This window comes from Azospirillum palustre, assembly GCF_002573965.1.
Lineage (GTDB): Bacteria > Pseudomonadota > Alphaproteobacteria > Azospirillales > Azospirillaceae > Azospirillum > Azospirillum palustre.
Genome location: NZ_PDKW01000043.1, coordinates 1,267,067 through 1,283,083 on the forward strand (window position 1 = coordinate 1,267,067; position 16,017 = coordinate 1,283,083).

General features: G+C 67.0%; 10 protein-coding genes. 5 read left to right on the forward strand and 5 right to left on the reverse strand.

Going from position 1 to position 16,017, the window contains the following annotated elements; all coding sequences use genetic code 11:
• The first annotated feature begins 164 nt into the window (after positions 1–164).
• Entirely contained in the window at positions 165–1,736 is a 1,572-nt protein-coding gene (locus tag CRT60_RS28335; protein WP_098739805.1) for a sensor histidine kinase, read from the forward strand.
• Entirely contained in the window at positions 1,729–2,109 is a 381-nt protein-coding gene (locus tag CRT60_RS28340) for a response regulator (RefSeq protein ID WP_098739806.1), read from the forward strand. Before CRT60_RS28335 ends, CRT60_RS28340 begins: the two co-directional genes overlap by 8 nt.
• 10 nt (positions 2,110–2,119) lie before the next feature.
• On the opposite strand, the gene CRT60_RS28345 is transcribed toward CRT60_RS28340, so the two are convergent.
• The 3 genes from CRT60_RS28345 to CRT60_RS28355 form a co-directional block, all read right to left on the reverse strand.
• Positions 2,120–3,052, reverse strand: coding sequence for a transglutaminase family protein (locus CRT60_RS28345; RefSeq protein WP_098739807.1), 933 nt, complete (start codon positions 3,050–3,052; stop codon positions 2,120–2,122).
• Positions 3,053–3,056: 4 nt separating this feature from the next.
• Complete coding sequence (locus CRT60_RS28350; protein ID WP_098739808.1) at positions 3,057–5,615, reverse strand: circularly permuted type 2 ATP-grasp protein; 2,559 nt, start codon at positions 5,613–5,615, stop codon at positions 3,057–3,059.
• 284 nt (positions 5,616–5,899) lie between these two features.
• Positions 5,900–9,253: a transglutaminase family protein gene (locus tag CRT60_RS28355; RefSeq protein WP_098739809.1), complete on the reverse strand. Its 3,354-nt coding sequence runs from the start codon at positions 9,251–9,253 to the stop codon at positions 5,900–5,902.
• Between the two features lie 291 nt (positions 9,254–9,544).
• On the opposite strand from CRT60_RS28355, the gene CRT60_RS28360 reads away from it, so the two are divergent.
• Both CRT60_RS28360 and CRT60_RS28365 read left to right on the forward strand, forming a co-directional pair.
• Positions 9,545–10,432 carry a hypothetical protein gene (locus CRT60_RS28360; RefSeq protein ID WP_244592816.1) on the forward strand — a complete coding sequence of 296 codons (888 nt, stop codon included), beginning with the start codon at positions 9,545–9,547 and terminating at the stop codon, positions 10,430–10,432.
• 31 nt (positions 10,433–10,463) lie between these two features.
• Positions 10,464–11,321: a lysozyme inhibitor LprI family protein gene (locus CRT60_RS28365; RefSeq protein WP_098739810.1), complete on the forward strand. Its 858-nt coding sequence runs from the start codon at positions 10,464–10,466 to the stop codon at positions 11,319–11,321.
• Here CRT60_RS28365 and CRT60_RS28370 read toward each other — a convergent pair.
• Positions 11,318–12,214, reverse strand: a complete 897-nt coding sequence (locus CRT60_RS28370; RefSeq protein WP_098739811.1) for an aldose 1-epimerase — start codon at positions 12,212–12,214, stop codon at positions 11,318–11,320. The two genes, CRT60_RS28365 and CRT60_RS28370, sit on opposite strands and share 4 nt — an antisense overlap.
• Before the next feature lie 346 nt (positions 12,215–12,560).
• Between CRT60_RS28370 and CRT60_RS28375 the strand changes: the two genes are divergently transcribed.
• On the forward strand, positions 12,561–15,245 hold the full coding sequence (locus tag CRT60_RS28375; RefSeq protein ID WP_098739812.1) for a serine/threonine-protein kinase: 2,685 nt from the start codon (positions 12,561–12,563) through the stop codon (positions 15,243–15,245).
• An 87-nt stretch (positions 15,246–15,332) separates the two neighbouring features.
• Here the strand turns inward: CRT60_RS28375 and CRT60_RS28380 are convergent, their stop codons facing one another.
• Positions 15,333–15,902 carry a peptidylprolyl isomerase gene (locus CRT60_RS28380; RefSeq protein WP_098739813.1) on the reverse strand — a complete coding sequence of 190 codons (570 nt, stop codon included), beginning with the start codon at positions 15,900–15,902 and terminating at the stop codon, positions 15,333–15,335.
• Positions 15,903–16,017: the final 115 nt, after the last annotated feature.

Below are 16,017 nucleotides of genomic sequence, written 5' to 3' on the forward strand. Positions count from 1 at the left end.
GGAGCGGGCGTCCTTTCAGTAGAGAAACCTCACAAGACCTGCCCTAACGGATTGACGGCTTGACGGAGTCGGTCCGGTGGCGGAACGTGTGCCGATGTGTCAGATGGTTTCGACGCATAATCAACGTCCTCCGTCGGACGGGCACGGTTGGAAAAGAGGCGGACATGGCAGTGGGACTGGAAGAGCTTCTGGACACCAGCGGTTTCGTGCCCCATGGGGTCTGCCTGCTCTGGCGCTCCGATATCCTGATGCTGCATGTCGCGTCGGACGTGCTGATCGGCCTGTCCTATTTCTCGATCCCGGTGGCCCTGATCTATTTCGTGATGCGCCGCCGCGACGTGGCCTTCGGCTGGATGGCGCTGCTGTTCGCTCTGTTCATCATCGCCTGCGGCACCACCCATTTCCTGTCGGTCTGGACCTTGTGGACACCGGACTATGTGCTCGAAGGTCTGGTGAAGCTGATCACCGCCTTCGCCTCACTGGCGACCGCCGCGGCGCTCTGGTGGTTGATGCCGCGCCTGCTGGCCCTGCCCAGTCCGCGGCAGCTTGAGGCCAGCAACCGCGCGCTGGAGCTGGAGGTGGCGACCCGCCGCGAAATGGAGGCCCGGTATTCGGGCTTCTTCAACAACCTGGGCGAGGCGCTGTTCATCGTTCAGGTTCTTCCCGACGGTGATTTTGCCTATGAAGCCATCAACCCGGCATTGGCGCGGATCGGCGGCTTGGATCCCGACCGGCTGCGTGAGCGCCGTGTCCGGGATGCGGTGAAGCCGGAACTGGCCGATCTGGTCATCCCCCGCTACACCGCCTGCCGCGACAGCGGCAAAACCATCGATTACGAAGAGACGCTGGACATGCCGGCCGGCCAGCGCGTCTTCCACACCATGCTGGTGCCGGTCAAGGACGCCGCCGGCCGGGTCGTCCAGATCCTCGGCAGCGGCCGCGACGTGACCGAACGCAAGCGCCTGCAGGAGGAGGTGATCCAAACCTCCAAGCTGGCGACGCTGGGAACGCTGGCTGCGGGCATGGCGCACGAGATGAGCCAGCCGCTGAACGTCATCCGTCTGTGGACGGAAAACACCCTGACCCGCCTGCATGACAATCTGCTTGAACCCGCCCGTGCGGAGAAGGCCTTGAGGCTGGTGATCGAGCAGACCGAGCGCATGGGCAAGCTGATCGACCATGTCCGCATGTTCGGGCGGCGGGACGGCGGCGGCATGCAGATCTTCCATCCCGCCAACTGCGTCCAGAGCGCGGTCGAGCTTGTCCGCCATCAATATCGTCAGGAAGACATCGATATCGTCGAAAAAGGATGGGCTGCGCAACTGGCGGTATCCGGACGGCCACTTGAATTGGAGCAGGTGATCCTCAACCTGTTTTCGAACGCGCGCGATGCAATCGTTGCGCTTCGTGCAAAGGGGGGGGCGGCAGGACGCATCGTGGTGGCGGTCAGCGACGATCCAGACGGGTATAGCGTGGTCATACAGGTGACCGACGATGGCGGCGGGATCGATCCTGCGGTGCTGCCACAGATATTCGATCCCTTCTTCACCACCAAGGAAGTCGGCAAGGGATCCGGCCTCGGGCTGTCGATCGGCTATGGAATCATCGACGGCATGGGTGGGCGGATCGAAGCGCGCAACGTCGATCTGGAGGGGGGAGGCCGTGGCGTCCGCTTCACCATCACGTTGCCGGGCCAGCCGGTCTCCTCAGTCGACAGGGAGTTCTCGCATGCCTGATCGGTTCCATATCCTGATCGCGGAGGACGAGGTGCTGGCGGCCATGGCGCTGGAGGATTTCCTGTCCTTCAAGGGCTTCCGGGTGACCGTCGCCGCCAATGGGGTGGAGGCGCTGGAGCGCTATGCCAGCGAGCGGGTACACGCGCTGGTGACCGACCTGCGCATGCCGCGCATGGATGGCGAGACGCTGATCCGGGAAATCCGTGACCGCGACGCCACCCTGCCGGTGGTGGTGATGACCGGTTACCTGACGGAAGACAGCGACCTGAAGCAGGAGCGCTGGAAGCCGCTGGAGATCTTCAGCAAGCCGGTCAACCCGCGCACCATCTGCACCACGCTGCACCGTATGCTCGGCATAACGCTGGAAGCCTGAGGCTTTCCCCTCAATCTTCCAGCGGCTCAACGTCCACGCTGACGGTCAGGCCATGGCCGGCTCCGCCCAGCAGAATGCCGCGGGCCGGGCTGACATCGTCGTAATCGCGTCCCCAGGCCATCGTGATGAAGTCTCGGTTGGCGATGCAGGCGTTGGTCGGGCAGATGTCGAGCCAGCCGGCGGTCGCCCCGCACCAGACCGAGGCCCAGGCATGGCTGACGTCCGCACCCACCAGCCGCGGCTGGCCGGGCGGGGGCAGGGTGCGCAGATAACCGGAGACATAGCGTGCCGGCAGCCCGATGGCGCGGGCGCAGCCGACGGCGATATGGGCGAAGTCCTGGCAGACGCCCCGGCGGTTGCGCATCACGGACGCCAGCGGAGTCGCGACCGTGGTGGCCGTGGGATCGAAGGCGAACTCGCGGTTGATGCGGTTCATCAGGTCGATGGCCGCCGCGACCGCCGGACGGCCCGGCGTGAAACTTCCCCGGACATAGTCCAGCAGTTCCGGACTGGAGGCGACCAGCGCGCTGTCGAAGCAGTATTGCGTGATCTCCGCACCGTCGTCCGGCCCGGCCAGGCCGCGCAGGCTATCGCGCACATGCTCCCACGATGGCGAATCGCCGGGCGCCAATGCGGGCGGATCGAACACCTCCACCTCGCTTTCGGCGATGACGGAGAAGGTCCGGTGCGGCTCCTGCACGGCGACGTAGGTGACGGTGTTGCCGAAATAGTCCACCCGCTCCGTCCGCACGGCCGGGACCGGGTCGATGGTCAGCAGGCTGCGCCGGATGCGCTGGCGCGGGTGCGGCCGGGCGGTCAGGTGCAGCAGATGGTGGGAGATCGGCACATCCTCGCCATAGTCGTAGGCGGTGGCGTGGCGCAGGCGATAGCGGGTGGAAAGACCGCTGCTGCCCGAAGCGGGAGCGGAGGGCGGAGGCGTCATCGCGTCAGGCCGATCTTGCGAAGGCATGGCTGAAATAGGCGTGAGCCAGGAAATTCGACACGTCCGGCAGCGTCATCGCCAGCGTGTCCAGCAGCGTGCGCAGCGCCTCGCTGGAGGCCATGGCGTCGGTGCGTTCCAGGCTGTTGCGCGCGGCGGCGACGATGGCCAGCGCACCGCCGGTCGGGTCCGTCCCGGTGCCGACGCCCTGGCTGGGCAGCGCCCGCATGTGCCGGTCGAGTGCCGCCAGCTGGAAAGCCAGCGCGCGGGGGTTGGCTTCCTCGCCCAGCAGCAGGTCCAGCACAGGCGTGCGCAGCACGCTGGTCAGGTGGCGGGCGCGATAGGTCATCACGCTCTCGCCCAGCTCCAGCAGCACCGACAGGGTGGCGGCCTGCATCGGCTCGTCCTGGCGGTCGAGATCGGCGACATGGACCCCGCGCATCAGTGCCACCATATGCAGCGACCGCTCGATCCGCCGGCCGATGTCGAGGAAGCGCCAGCCGGCCCCCCGCGTCATGCTGTCCTGTTCAAGACCGGAGAAGGCGGCCAGCATGATCATCGCATCGTCCAGCCGCAGCAGCAGCGAGGCCGCGTCCATCCGTCCCTTCGGCTGCTGGGTCTGGCGGTCGATTGCCGATACCACCCGCCACATGTCCATCGACAGACGGTCGCGCACCGAATAGGCGGTGCGGTGCAGCCGCAGCACCTGGGCACGCAGGCTGTTGGGATGGTCCGGGTCCGTCACCGCCGCATGCAGCGCATCGCGCAGGCCGCGGCTGGTGCCGCTTTCCGTCACCCGCGCCAGTTCCGCCGGGATCATGCCGAGCGAGCCGAGCAGGTCGAGCAGCGGACGCTGCTGCAAGGTGGCGCCCGGCATGTTGCTGTCGATCAGGCGGCTTTGCGTCGCGCGCAGCAGGCGCAGCGCCCCCTCCGCCCGTTCGGCATAGCGGCCGAGCCAATAGAGGCCGTCGGCAACGCGGCTGGGCAGGTCGTTGGCGGATGGACGCGCACCGCTGGCCGTCGGCTCCATTGCCAGCGCCGACGGGCGCGGCTGGCCGGATGCCACGTCGGCACGCCGCGGCGCCAGGATCCAGGTATCCTTGCTGCCGCCGCCGCTCTGCATCGACACGACCAGCCGCCCCGATTCGCTGGACACGCGGGTCAGGCCGCCGGGCATCACCGCATAGCCGCCGCTGGGGGTGGCGCAGAGGAAGACGCGCAGCACAAGCGGGCGAGGCTGGAGCCGGCCGTCCTGCCAGACCGGGGCGGTGGAGAGCGCCATCTGCTCCTGCGCCACGAAATACCAGGGGCGGCGCTTGATCCGTTCGGTCAGCGCAGAGCGTTCGGCAGCCGACAGCTGGGCGCCGAAGATCGGCTCGAAGGACAGCGACGGGAAGGCCGGCTTGATCACCAGTCCGTCGAGATGGTCGATGACGTAGGCACGTTCGGCATCGTTGCCGCACCACCAGCTGGCGACGCCGGGCAGCCGCAGCTCCTCCCCCAGCAGGTGGCGGCAGAGCGTCGGCAGCGACGACTTCATCGCCATCGATTCCATCAGGCCGGAGCCGAGGGCGTTGGCCATCACGACGGTGCCGGCGCGGACCGCCTCGATCAGCCCGGCGACGCCGAGCGAACTGTCGGCGCGCATCTCCAGCGGGTCGGCGAAATCGGCGTCGAGCCGGCGCAGGATGACGTCGACCTGCTCCAGCCCGGACAGCGTCTTCAGATAGACGGTCCGGTCGCGCACCGTCAGATCCGCCCCTTCCACCAGGGTCAGACCGAGATAGCGGGCGAGATAGACATGCTCGAAATAGGTTTCGTTGTAGGGGCCGGGGGTCAGCAGAACCACGCGCGGCAATCGCCCGGCGGCGCTCGTCCGCGGCGCGATGGAGAAAAGCGTGTCCTTGAAAGTGTCGAAGAAGCCGCTCAGCCGCTCCACCTGGCAATGGCGGAAGCTGTCGGGCAGGACCTTGGCGATCACCGCGCGGTTTTCCAGCGCATAGCCGCTGCCGCTCGGCGCCTGGGTCCGGTCGGACAGCACCCACCAGCGACCGTCGGGCGCACGGGCGAGGTCGACGGCATAGAAATGCAGATGGACGTCGTTCGGAACCCGGATGCCGTGGACCGCGCGGCGGAAGCCGGGGTCGGCATGAATCACCGACGGCGGCAGCCGGCCATAGCGGGTCAGCGTCTGCGGTCCATAGATGTCGGTCAGGATGGCGTTCAGCAGCGACGCCCGCTGGATCAGCCCCGATTCGATGGCCTTCCATTCATGGGCCGGCAGCAGAAGCGGCATCATGTCGAGCGGCCAGGGCCGCTCCATCCCGTTGGGATCGCCGTAGATATTGTAGGTGACGCCGTTCTGGTGCAGAAGCCGCCGCGCCTCCTCCCAGCGTTGCGCCATCTGTTCGGAGTCGAGCGGCCCCAGCGAACTCATGAAGGTCTGCCAGTGCGGTCGCAGCCGGCCCTGGCCGTTCACCATCTCGTCATAGACCTGCCCGGAGCCATAGCCGATGGCATCGGCCTCGCCGAACAGCGATCCCTGGGTGAAAGGGACCGGCGGCATCCCGGACGGGACCACGGATGCCGGCGCGCGGAATGGCTGATCGGGCTGGGACAAGGTCTGACTGGTGCGTATTGCCTATGAAGGAAGCAACAGTCTGAACGTCCCAGCCCGTCTATGCAAGGCTGGTGGACCCTGGATCCATCCGAAAGAGGAAAGATTCCGTGGCGATCCCGTCATTGATCGATGATCGCAGGCCGATGTCCTGAAACGAAAAAACCGGAGCGCCGCGCAAGGCGACGCTCCGGCTTGCCGGAAATTGCGGACCGATCCGACGCCGTCGGGACTCAGCCCCGCCGCAGATCCAGCGTCATCGGGAATTGCGGGTTGCGCTCCTCCGCCGGGCTGTCCATCGGGCCGGGGGTGTGGCCGAAGGGGAAGAAGCGGGCCAGACGGCGCCCTTCCGCCTCGTTGGCATTGACCGGGAAGGTCTCGTAGTTGCGTCCGCCCGGATGCATGACGTGATAGGTGCAGCCGCCGATGGACCGGCCCGCCCAGCTGTCCAGGATGTCGAAGATCAGCGGGGTGTGGACTGGGATCGTCGGATGCAGGCAGGAGGGGGGCTGCCACGCACGGTACCGCACGCCGCCGACGAACTCGCCCTCCACCCCGGTCGGGATCAGCGGCACACGCCGGCCTTTGCAGGTGATGACATGGCGGGCGTCGATCAGGCCGCTGACGCGGACCTGCACCCGCTCCACCGAGCTGTCGACATAGCGCACCGTACCGCCGCCGCCCGGCTCCTCGCCCAGGACGTGCCAGGGTTCCAGCGCCATGCGCAGTTCCATGGTGATGCCGCGCTGGTTGACATGGCCGTAGACCGGGAAGCGGAAGTTGAAGTGCGGCGCGAACCAGCTGTCCTCCAGCGGATAGCCATGGTCGCGCAGATCCTGCAACACGTCGGCCATGTCCTGCTGGAGGAAGTGCGGCAGCATGAAGCGGTCGTGCAGGTCGGTGCCCCAGCGCACCAGACGGCCTTTGTAGGGATGCTTCCAGAAGCGCGCGACCAGCGCCCGCATCAGAAGCTGCTGGGTCAGGCTCATCTCCGCATGCGGCGGCATCTCGAAGGCGCGGAACTCGACAAGGCCGAGGCGGCCGGTGGAGCTGTCCGGCGAATAGAGCTTGTCGATGCAGAACTCCGCCCGGTGGGTGTTGCCCTGCACGTCGACCAGCAGGTTGCGCAGCACCCGGTCGACCAGCCAGGGCGGGCAATTGCCGCTCGCCGCCGCCTGATCGATCTGGTTGAAGGCGATTTCCAGCTCATAGAGCTGGTCGTCGCGCGCCTCGTCCACCCGCGGCGCCTGGCTGGTCGGGCCGATGAACAGGCCGGAGAAGACGTAGGACAGGGCAGGGTGGTTCTGCCAGTAGGTGATCAGGCTGCGCAGCAGGTCGGGGCGGCGCAGGAAGGGGCTGTCGGCCGCGGTGGCGCCGCCCATCACCACATGGTTGCCGCCGCCGGTGCCGCAATGGCGCCCGTCGATCATGAACTTCTCCGCCCCCAGGCGGGACTGGCGCGCATCCTCGTAGAGGGTGATGGTGTTGCGCACCAGATCGTCCCAGCTGTGGGCCGGGTGGATGTTCACCTCGATCACGCCGGGGTCCGGGGTGACGGCCAGCGAGTTCAGCCGCGGGTCCTTCGGCGGCTGGTAGCCCTCGATGACCACCGGCATCTCAAGCTCGACCGCCGTCGCCTCGATCTCCGCCAGCATCGCCAGATAGTCTTCCAGCGTGCTCATCGGCGGCATGAACAGGTGCAGGCGCCCGTTGCGCGCCTCGCAGCTCAGGGCGGTGCGCACCACCCACCAGGCCGACTTGCCGTCCTCCGGCAGTTCGTCGCGGATTTCCGCCATGATGCGCTGGCGTTGGGCGATCCGCTTGTCCGTGTGGACGCCACGGTCGGATTCCTGAACGGCGCCGCGGATCTCCTGCCGGCGCTGCACCGGATGCGGGGGCAAGGGGCCGCGATCCTCGAACGGGTCGGTTTCCCAGGCATAGGGATAGTCGGACTTCGACACCCAGGGCAGGGACCCCAGCGGCAGGCGGTAGCCGACCGGGCTGTCGCCGGGGATCAGCAGCAGCTTTTCCTGGCGCAGCGGCCATGTGCTCGATAGCCAGACCGGGCCCTGCTGGGTCATGCGGCGGTTGATCGGCATGACGAAGCCCACCGGCTCCGCCAGGCCGCGGGTGAAGATGCGGGTCAGCCGTTCCCGCTCCTCCTTGTCCTCCAGCTTGCTGTTCAGCGGATCGACATTGACGGGGAGCTGCGATTCCTTGCGCAGGTAGTGCCAGGGATCCTCATAGGCGCCGAGCACGAGGTTCGGGTCGAGGCCCAGCCGCTTCGCCAGCGCCATCAGGAAGACGCCGGCATCCTGCGCCGTATGGCCGTAATCGGTGTCCTCGCGCGCCAGCAGGTCGCTGTTCGCCCACAGCGCCCCGCCATCGCGGCGCCAATAGACGGTCATCGCCCAGCGCGGCAGCGACTCGCCGGGATACCATTTGCCCTGGCCGAAATGCAGCAGCCCCCCGGGGGCGAAGCGCGCCATCAGCCGATGGATCAGGTCGGCGGCCATCTTGCGCTTTTGCGGACCGAGGGCCGTCGTGTTCCATTCCGCGCCGTCCATGTCGTCGATCGACACGAAGGTCGGCTCGCCCCCCATGGTCAGGCGGACATCCTCGGCCTTCAGATCCTCGTCGACGCGGTGGCCCAGCGCCTCGATGGCCGCCCATTGCTGCGGGGTGTAGGGCTTGGTGACGCGCGGCGCCTCATAGATGCGGGTGACCGACATCTCATGGCCGAATTCGACCTCCGCCTCATCGACGAGGCCGGAAATGGGAGCGGCGGAAGACGCATCGGGGGTGCAGGCCAGCGGGATGTGCCCTTCGCCCGCCAGCAGGCCGGAGGTCGGATCCAGCCCGACCCAGCCGGCACCGGGGAGGAACACCTCCACCCAGGCATGCAGGTCGGTGAAGTCGCTTTCCGGGCCGGACGGGCCGTCCAGCGCCTTCTGGTCGGCGGTCAACTGGATCAGGTAGCCGGAGACGAAACGGGTGGCGAGCCCGAGGTGACGCAGGATCTGCACCAGCAGCCAGGCCGAATCGCGGCAGGATCCGGTGCGCTTGGTCAGCGTGTCCTCACAGCTCTGGATGCCGGGTTCCAGCCGGATGACATAGCCGATGTCCTGCTGAAGCCGCTGGTTCACCGCCACCAGGAAGTCGATGGTCGGCGTCCTGTCCCGCGGGATGTCCGTCAGGTAGGCGACCAGTTCCCGACCCGGCTCCTCCGTCTCCAGATAGGGGCGCAACTCGCGTTGCAGCCAGTCCTCGTAGGCGAAGGGGATGTGGCTCGCCTTCTCCTCAAGGAAGAAGTCGAACGGGTTGATCGCGGCGATCTCGGCGACCAGATCGACCTCGACGACGAACTCGCGGGTCTTTTCCGGGAAAACGAATCGGGCCTGGAAATTCGATTGCGGGTCCTGCTGCCAGTTCAGGAAATGCTGCTTGGGCGTGACCTTCAGGGAATAGCTGAGGATCGGTGTCCGGCAATGGGGCGCCGGGCGCAGCCGGATGATCTGGGGGCCGAGGGAGACCGGCCGGTCGTAGCGATAGATCGTCTTGTGGTTCAGCGCGACGTGGATCGCCATTGAAAACCCCGCCTCATACCTGTTCGATGATGTTCGCGCCATGGTTTGGTCCAGGGTCGCCGCCGCAACGGTAACACCGATAAATCCGCCCCGACAGGGTGCCCCGGCGCCGATCCTACCGCAGTTGCGAAAAAGTCACGAAGTTGCCTGTGACGCGCGCTGCGGCTTTCTTCCGTTCGCGTTACCCTTTATATCCTAAGCGAACGGGCTGGCGTTGCGGCGGTGATTCGCGTCTGGATGGTGTCGGTGGCGGCTTTTTCATCAGCGGGCGGCAACCGGGGTTCCGGCGGTGTGGGCGACGCGGGTCCGGGCGGCGCCGGACGGGGCGTCGTCACCGGGAAATATTTCAATTTCAAGCCGCTGCCGCCTCCGGCCGACATCCTCGGCAACCCGCTGGTGGTGCCCAACCTGCCGACGCACAAGCTGCCGAAAGAGACCTTCGGCAGCCGGGTGAAGCGGTTTCTTGCCCGGATGAATCTGGGAAGCCAGTCGGCGGAGACCCGCCTGCGCTGGAAACTGTACGACACCATCCAGGCGACGATCGCGTCGCTGTCGCCGGCCGTCACGCTGGTTGCGGAGAAACGGGCGCCGGCAAAGAGCAAGAAGCTGTCGGTTCCCGTCGTCGTCGTGCGCCATCCCTATCACCTGCGCCACGTGTTCGAGATGCTGCCGAACATCCCCGACACTCACGCGGCGGAACGGCGTTTTCTTGAGTTGCTGATGACCCGTGCGTTGAAGCGCTACGGTGAGCAGATGGCGCTGGTCAAAGGCAGTCCCTTCTCCTTCGAGCATGAGGCGCGGGAGTATTTTTTCGCCGGATTCCGGCTGGAAAAGCAGATCAAGAAGGTCAACAGTCCCGACGAGCGCTTCGCCGCGTTGCAAGCCATCCACACCAGCTATTTCCACGGCCGCAATTATTACTATTTCGCTCTGCTCCGGCGGGAAAAGCTGGCGCCCGACAACAAACTGTTCATGCTGTTCGCCCGAGCCGTCTATTTCATGGCCCGTGTCGACTGGAATGGCGAACTGCTGGACAAGCCCAACCCGCGCATGCTGCCCAGCCGCGACGACATGCTGTTTTTCGTGGAGCGTGACAAGTCGGTCGTGACGCGCTATCGCACCGACCAGGATTTCCAGCGTCAGGTCAAGGCCGTGCTGGAGGCTTTCCCCGCTTCGTGACGTCCCGTTTCCCCATCCAAGGTTTCCTGCGATGCGCGCCCTGTCCCTGGTTGGCGGTTTTCTTGCTGCCGGCTCCCTGCTCTCGGTCATGACCGCGGTCCCCGCCCTTTCGGCTTCGGCGGATACCCCGTCGCCCGAAGCGGCGGCTCCGGCTGCGCCCGCCTGCGAAGCGGCGGAGACCCCGGTGGCGCAGCTGATGTGCCGCGATCCGAAGCTTTCGGAAGCCAATGCGGCGATGGATGCCGCGCTGGCGGCGCTGGGGACCACCACCGACGACACCGGGCGTGCGGCGATTGCGGATGCCCAGACCGTCTGGCGGGCACGCCGGGACGAGGCCTGTCAGGTGACCGCGGCCGATCTTGCCGACTCGAAGGCCAGCAAGACCCGCAGCGATTGTCTGTTGCGCGTTCTTCGCCAGCGCACGGCCGCGCTGGAGACGGAGCGTCAGGCGCGCTCGCATCCGGTCGCCGACCTGCCGCTGTCCGTCACCGGTGCCGCCGCCCGCCGGTTCGACGCGCCCGAGCCGCATATCCCCGCGTTCAGCCGCAAGGTGGCGCTGTCGACACTCGCCGGCCGCTGGGCCAAGGCCGATCCGACCGACCGCGCCGCCATCGACGATTGCCGCAGCTCCTATCTGGAGATCGGGGCAGACCGCGGCCTGCACGCGGTGGATGCTCGGCTGCCGCAGTTTCCGCTGAACGGCACGCTGGCGGCCGACGGCGATCCGCTCCGGGGGGTGGCGCTGCTGCCCGCCGGTCCGGCGGAAGGCACACCGGCTCCCCTGGCGACCCTGCGGCTGTTGCCGGCCGATTCGCCGCGCCTCGACCGGCTGGTTCTGCGCCTGCAGCCGCCGGCGACCTTCGCCGCTGAATTCGTGCGCTGCCGCTAAAGCCGCGACAGCAGGAAGCGGACGGTCAAGGACAGCCGTTCGCCCGGGGGCAGGGCGATGACGCCGGCGTCGGGCTCCTGCGGGCGATTCAGCGCGTCGGTCATGTGGGTGACCGGCTCCAGGCACAGGTATGGCTCTTCCGCCGGCGCATAGACGATCAGGTGAGCGGCCGGCCCGTCGGCGAGCATGGTCAGGCGCAGCCGCTCCTGCGGACGGTCGAGCGTCGCCGAACCGTTCCAGCCGGTGAAGCCATTGTCCAGCGCCACACGGTCCATCGTCACGCCGTGGCGGAAATCCCAGGCCGGGGGCAGCGGGCGCTTGCGGCAGGGCAGGATGGTCTCGTCATTCTCCCACATGCTGCCGACATCGGCAGTCACCCGGCTGCCCGGCGTCTTGACGAAATAGGGGTGTAGGCCCAATCCGGCCGGCATGTCGCTGTCGGCCTCGTTGATGAGGTCCAGGGTGACGGTCAGCCCTTCGCCGTCCAGCGCCACCGTCTGCGCCGCGCGATAGCTCCAGGGCCAATCGTCCGCCCTGTGGGTGAAGCCCATCCGCAAGGCATCGTCGGTCACAGCCTCGACGCTCCAGGGGATGGACCAGCCATGGCCGTGGATGCGGTGCGGCGATCCTGGATCGGTCGCCAATCTCACCTCCCGGCCCTGGAAGACGAAGCGGCCGCCGCCGATGCGGTTGGAAAAGGGAACCAGGGGAAAACAGGCCATGTCGGGGGCGAAATCGCCGGCCAGCGCCCGGTCGGACGCCCGCCGGAACAGCTCCACCGGACCATCGGGGGTGGACAGACTCCAACTCGCCAGCGAGCCACCGCAGTGGGGGGCCGCCGTGAGGGTCATCGGCCCGTGTCGCAACGCGATGATGGTGCCGTTCCGGATCATGCGTTTCTCCCATCGTCAGCGTTCCGATTTTTTATCGCACATGCGAAGAGCGAAGGGAACGGGCCCCGCAGTCAACAGGCGGCATGGCGCAATGCTGACACAACTCTTGTGTTTTTGATGAAAAATGCGGGTATCGTACACCCGTCATTTACCCTCGCTGCGCAACCATGCTTCTCCGGCGGTATGGTCCGGCGGCGTGCCCTGCCCGGTGCGTCACGCCGGCTCGATCGACAACGCAGGCGCGGCGCCTTTGTTGCGCCCCGGCTGCACCATCCGCCATCCGATGGAAAGACCCTGAGTGTCCAGTCCCCAGCTCAGCCGCGCAACACCGACACCCCATCCGGCCATGGCTATGCTCGATGAGACGGAGCTGTGCGGCGCGCTGGCGGATTACCATGCGCTGCCGGCGCGTCTGGTGATCGGGGTGGCGATGCGGTCGTATCTGGACCCGCTGCTTCTGACGCCGACCGAGCTGATCCATCTCGCCAAGCCGCTGAAATCCTGCCTGGAGCAAGGCTCCCTGGTCGAGGCGGCCATCACCAGGATCGCGACGATCCAGGCACGCGCGCCGGGGCAGGATCTTCAGCTTCGCCGCCGCGCCATCCGCGCAGCGGTGGACGAGAGCTGGGCAAAGGCCAGGGTCGCCCAGGTTGCCTTCGCCGCCATGCCGCGCGGCCGCACCTCCGTCGACTGGCTGCTGTCGCAGGGGAGCAAGACACCGACCGGCGATGCGGATTACGACCTGCGCGTCGCCATCGGCCTGGAGCTTGTCGACCTCAAGACCTGGAACGGCAAGCTGGACCGGCTGCTGGAACTGCACCAGCGGGATCGGGACGAACGGCTGGCCGCGGCCGTCGATGGGGTGATCGGCGACATCCTGGCCTCTTCCGCGGCAGGTGCGGAGCTGTTCGGCGCCAACCTGTTGCCCGGCACGCTGCTGGGAACCCTGTGCGACCTGCTGTTCGGCCGGATCGGCATGGAGGCCATCGGACCGAACCGCGTCGGTGTGCTGAACGCCCTGTTCCGCCAGAACAAGCTTCCCCAGGCCAAGGCCGCGGTGCTCGACCGCATCCGCCGCCAGTTGAAGGCGCCCCAGCCGCTGGGCCGTGGCGCCTTCGATCAGGAAGCGGAGATGCTGAAGACGCTGGTCGGCCATCTGCTGACCCGCGACGGGTTGATCGGCGGTGCCGCAATGGCCGATGCATTGACCGTGCGCTATTCGCGCCGGCTGGAGCAGGGGGGAGCCAGCGCCTATCGCCGGTCGATCGTCGGGCTTGGCGAGGGGCAGTCGGACCTGATCTGTCGCATCCATTACCTGACCCGCGTCGCTGCGGCCCCCGCCGCCGAACGGCATGCCGACGAGATCCTCGCCTCGCTGGAGGCTGCCGTCTGCAACGAGCTGCTGATCGAGAACATGCTGGTGCAGACGCCCGACACGGCTCTGCTGGAGCGGGATTTCGTCCGCGCGCTGGCGGCCCTCCGCTCCGCTCCGCTGCCGGCCGACGCCTGCGAGCGGATCGCCGCGAAAGCCGAACGGTCGGTGGACGATTATGTGAAGACCGGCCAGCTCGCCGTCCGCCTGCGGCAGGTGGAGCCGGTCCTGCGCCGCCGCACCGTCCGGCTGGCGGAGGTCGCCTGCTCCAGTCTGATCCGCGAGGATGGGGCGCTGCCGCTGATGCGCCAGCACATCCTTGAGATCGTCCGCCAACCGCAGTTCCAGGCCGAGCTTGCCCAGCCGGAGAGCGAGGTCGCCCAGGCCGAGGTCCGGCGTCTGTTGGAACTGCTGGATCGGCTGCGCCAGTTGGCGACGGCACCAGCCCCCCCGCCCGTTCTGCCGCCTGTTTTCCCAGCCGGCGTTTCCGCTGCCCTCGTTTCCCAGGCAGCCGTGCAGCCCACCTTGGAGGTGGCGCAGCTTTCGCCCCAGGGGCCTTCGCCGCAGGGTCTTCCGCCGAAAGGCATGCGCGGTGCCGAGACCATCCTTCATCCGGTCAGCCGCCAGCCGGCAGGAGCGCCATCGTCGAAGCCGGCTTCCGGGGTGAAACCCGGCCTGTGTCCAAGCTGCTACACCACCCAAGGGACCGCTCAAAGAGGCGCCCAGGGGAGCGCCGGCACCTGTGCCGCCTGTGGTTTCCCTGAAAAGTCCGACAACCGGCCGGGCGTGCATCTTGTGCCCGGCATGTTGCTGCATGGCCGCTACCGGGCCGGGAGGGTGCTGGGGCAGGGCGGATTCGGCGCCACCTATCTGGGCTGGGACGACCGGTTGCAGGTGAAGGTGGCGATCAAGGAATATTACCCGGCCAACCTGATCGCCCGGATTCCCAACTCTGCCGCCGTTTCCCCCTTCTCCGACGAACATGCGGAGACCTTCGCCGCCGGCCTGGAGAAGTTTCTGGAAGAGGCGCGGACGCTCGCCCGGCTGCGCGACGTGCGCGAGATCGTCGGCGTCCAGGATTTCTTCGAGGAGAACGGCACCGCCTATCTGGTCATGGAGCTGCTGGAGGGCCGCACCATGAAGAAGTATCTGGTCGACAGCGGCGGACGCATCGACGTGAAGCGGACCCTGGCCGTGGTGATGCCGATTGCCAAGGCCTTGCAGGCCATCCACGACCAGGGGCTGATCCATCGCGACATCAGCCCTGACAACATCTTCCTGACCAATGGCGGCGACCGCAAGCTGCTGGACTTCGGTGCCGCGCGGCAGACCGCCCGTCCGGGGGCCGGCATGACCGTGATCCTCAAGCCGGGCTATGCCCCGCCGGAGCAATATTCCAACGAGGGGCGGCAAGGCCCCTGGTCCGATGTCTATGCGCTTTGCGCCACCATCTATCTGGCGCTGACCGGCCGTACGCCGCCCGACGCCACCGCCCGTTTCATGAACGACAAGGTGCCGAAGCCGTCGGAACTGGGGGTGGCGCTGGCGCCCGGATTCGAGAAGGTGCTTTTGTCGGGGCTGTCCATGCGCTGGCAGGACCGGCCGCAATCGATGAAGGACCTGCTGCGGGCCATGACCAACGCGCTGTCCGGCGGCTGAAGCCGGAATCTGAGTTCGGAATCAGCGTGCAAGAAAAAAGGGACCGGCGAACCGGTCCCTTTTTTTCGGTCGGCTGATGCGGCGACGTTACTTCGCGTCGGCAGCGACCTGCATCTTGATGATCTTGTCCGGGTTCGAGACCTGACCGTTGCGGGCCTGATCGCCCTTCTTGATCATGTCGACGAACTCCATGCCCTCGACCACGCGGCCCCAGACGGTGTACTGGCGGTCCAGGAACTGGGACGGGGCGAAGCAGATGAAGAACTGGCTGTCGGCGCTGTTCGGATCCTGCGCGCGGGCCATCGACAGGGTGCCGCGGATGTGCGGGGTGCTGGAGAACTCGGCCTTCAGCTTCTGGCCGGAGCCGCCCATGCCGGTGCCGGTCGGGTCGCCGGTCTGGGCCATGAAGCCGTCGATGACGCGGTGGAAGACGACGCCGTCGTAGAAGCCCTGGCGGGTCAGTTCCTTGATGCGGGCGACGTGGTTCGGCGCCAGGTCGGGCCGCAGTTCGATCACCACGCGACCGTCCTTGAGGTCGAGGTAAATGGTGTTTTCCGGATCCAAGGCCTTCGCCTCCCCTTGAGAAACTGTAAAGAACGAGACAGTGAAGATTGTGGCGAACAGTGCCGCCAGCAATGCGCGGGTCCACCGCTTCATGCGAAACACTCCGATGAGCCGAAATCCGCGCCCCGGACCATAGGGGAAAAGCGGCGGAATGCAAAGCCGCGCTGGCGGGGAGTTCGACCGGTCGGCCAATCGGCCCGCCCGCCGG

Coding starts and splice junctions, on each gene's coding strand:
- CRT60_RS28335 (WP_098739805.1), top strand. CDS start 165: ATGGCAGTGGGACTGGAAGAGCTTCTGGACACCAGCGGTTTCGTGCCC.
- CRT60_RS28340 (WP_098739806.1), top strand. CDS start 1,729: ATGCCTGATCGGTTCCATATCCTGATCGCGGAGGACGAGGTGCTGGCG.
- CRT60_RS28345 (WP_098739807.1), bottom strand. CDS start 3,052: ATGACGCCTCCGCCCTCCGCTCCCGCTTCGGGCAGCAGCGGTCTTTCC.
- CRT60_RS28350 (WP_098739808.1), bottom strand. CDS start 5,615: ATGCCGCCGGTCCCTTTCACCCAGGGATCGCTGTTCGGCGAGGCCGAT.
- CRT60_RS28355 (WP_098739809.1), bottom strand. CDS start 9,253: ATGGCGATCCACGTCGCGCTGAACCACAAGACGATCTATCGCTACGAC.
- CRT60_RS28365 (WP_098739810.1), top strand. CDS start 10,464: ATGCGCGCCCTGTCCCTGGTTGGCGGTTTTCTTGCTGCCGGCTCCCTG.
- CRT60_RS28370 (WP_098739811.1), bottom strand. CDS start 12,214: ATGATCCGGAACGGCACCATCATCGCGTTGCGACACGGGCCGATGACC.
- CRT60_RS28375 (WP_098739812.1), top strand. CDS start 12,561: ATGGCTATGCTCGATGAGACGGAGCTGTGCGGCGCGCTGGCGGATTAC.
- CRT60_RS28380 (WP_098739813.1), bottom strand. CDS start 15,902: ATGAAGCGGTGGACCCGCGCATTGCTGGCGGCACTGTTCGCCACAATC.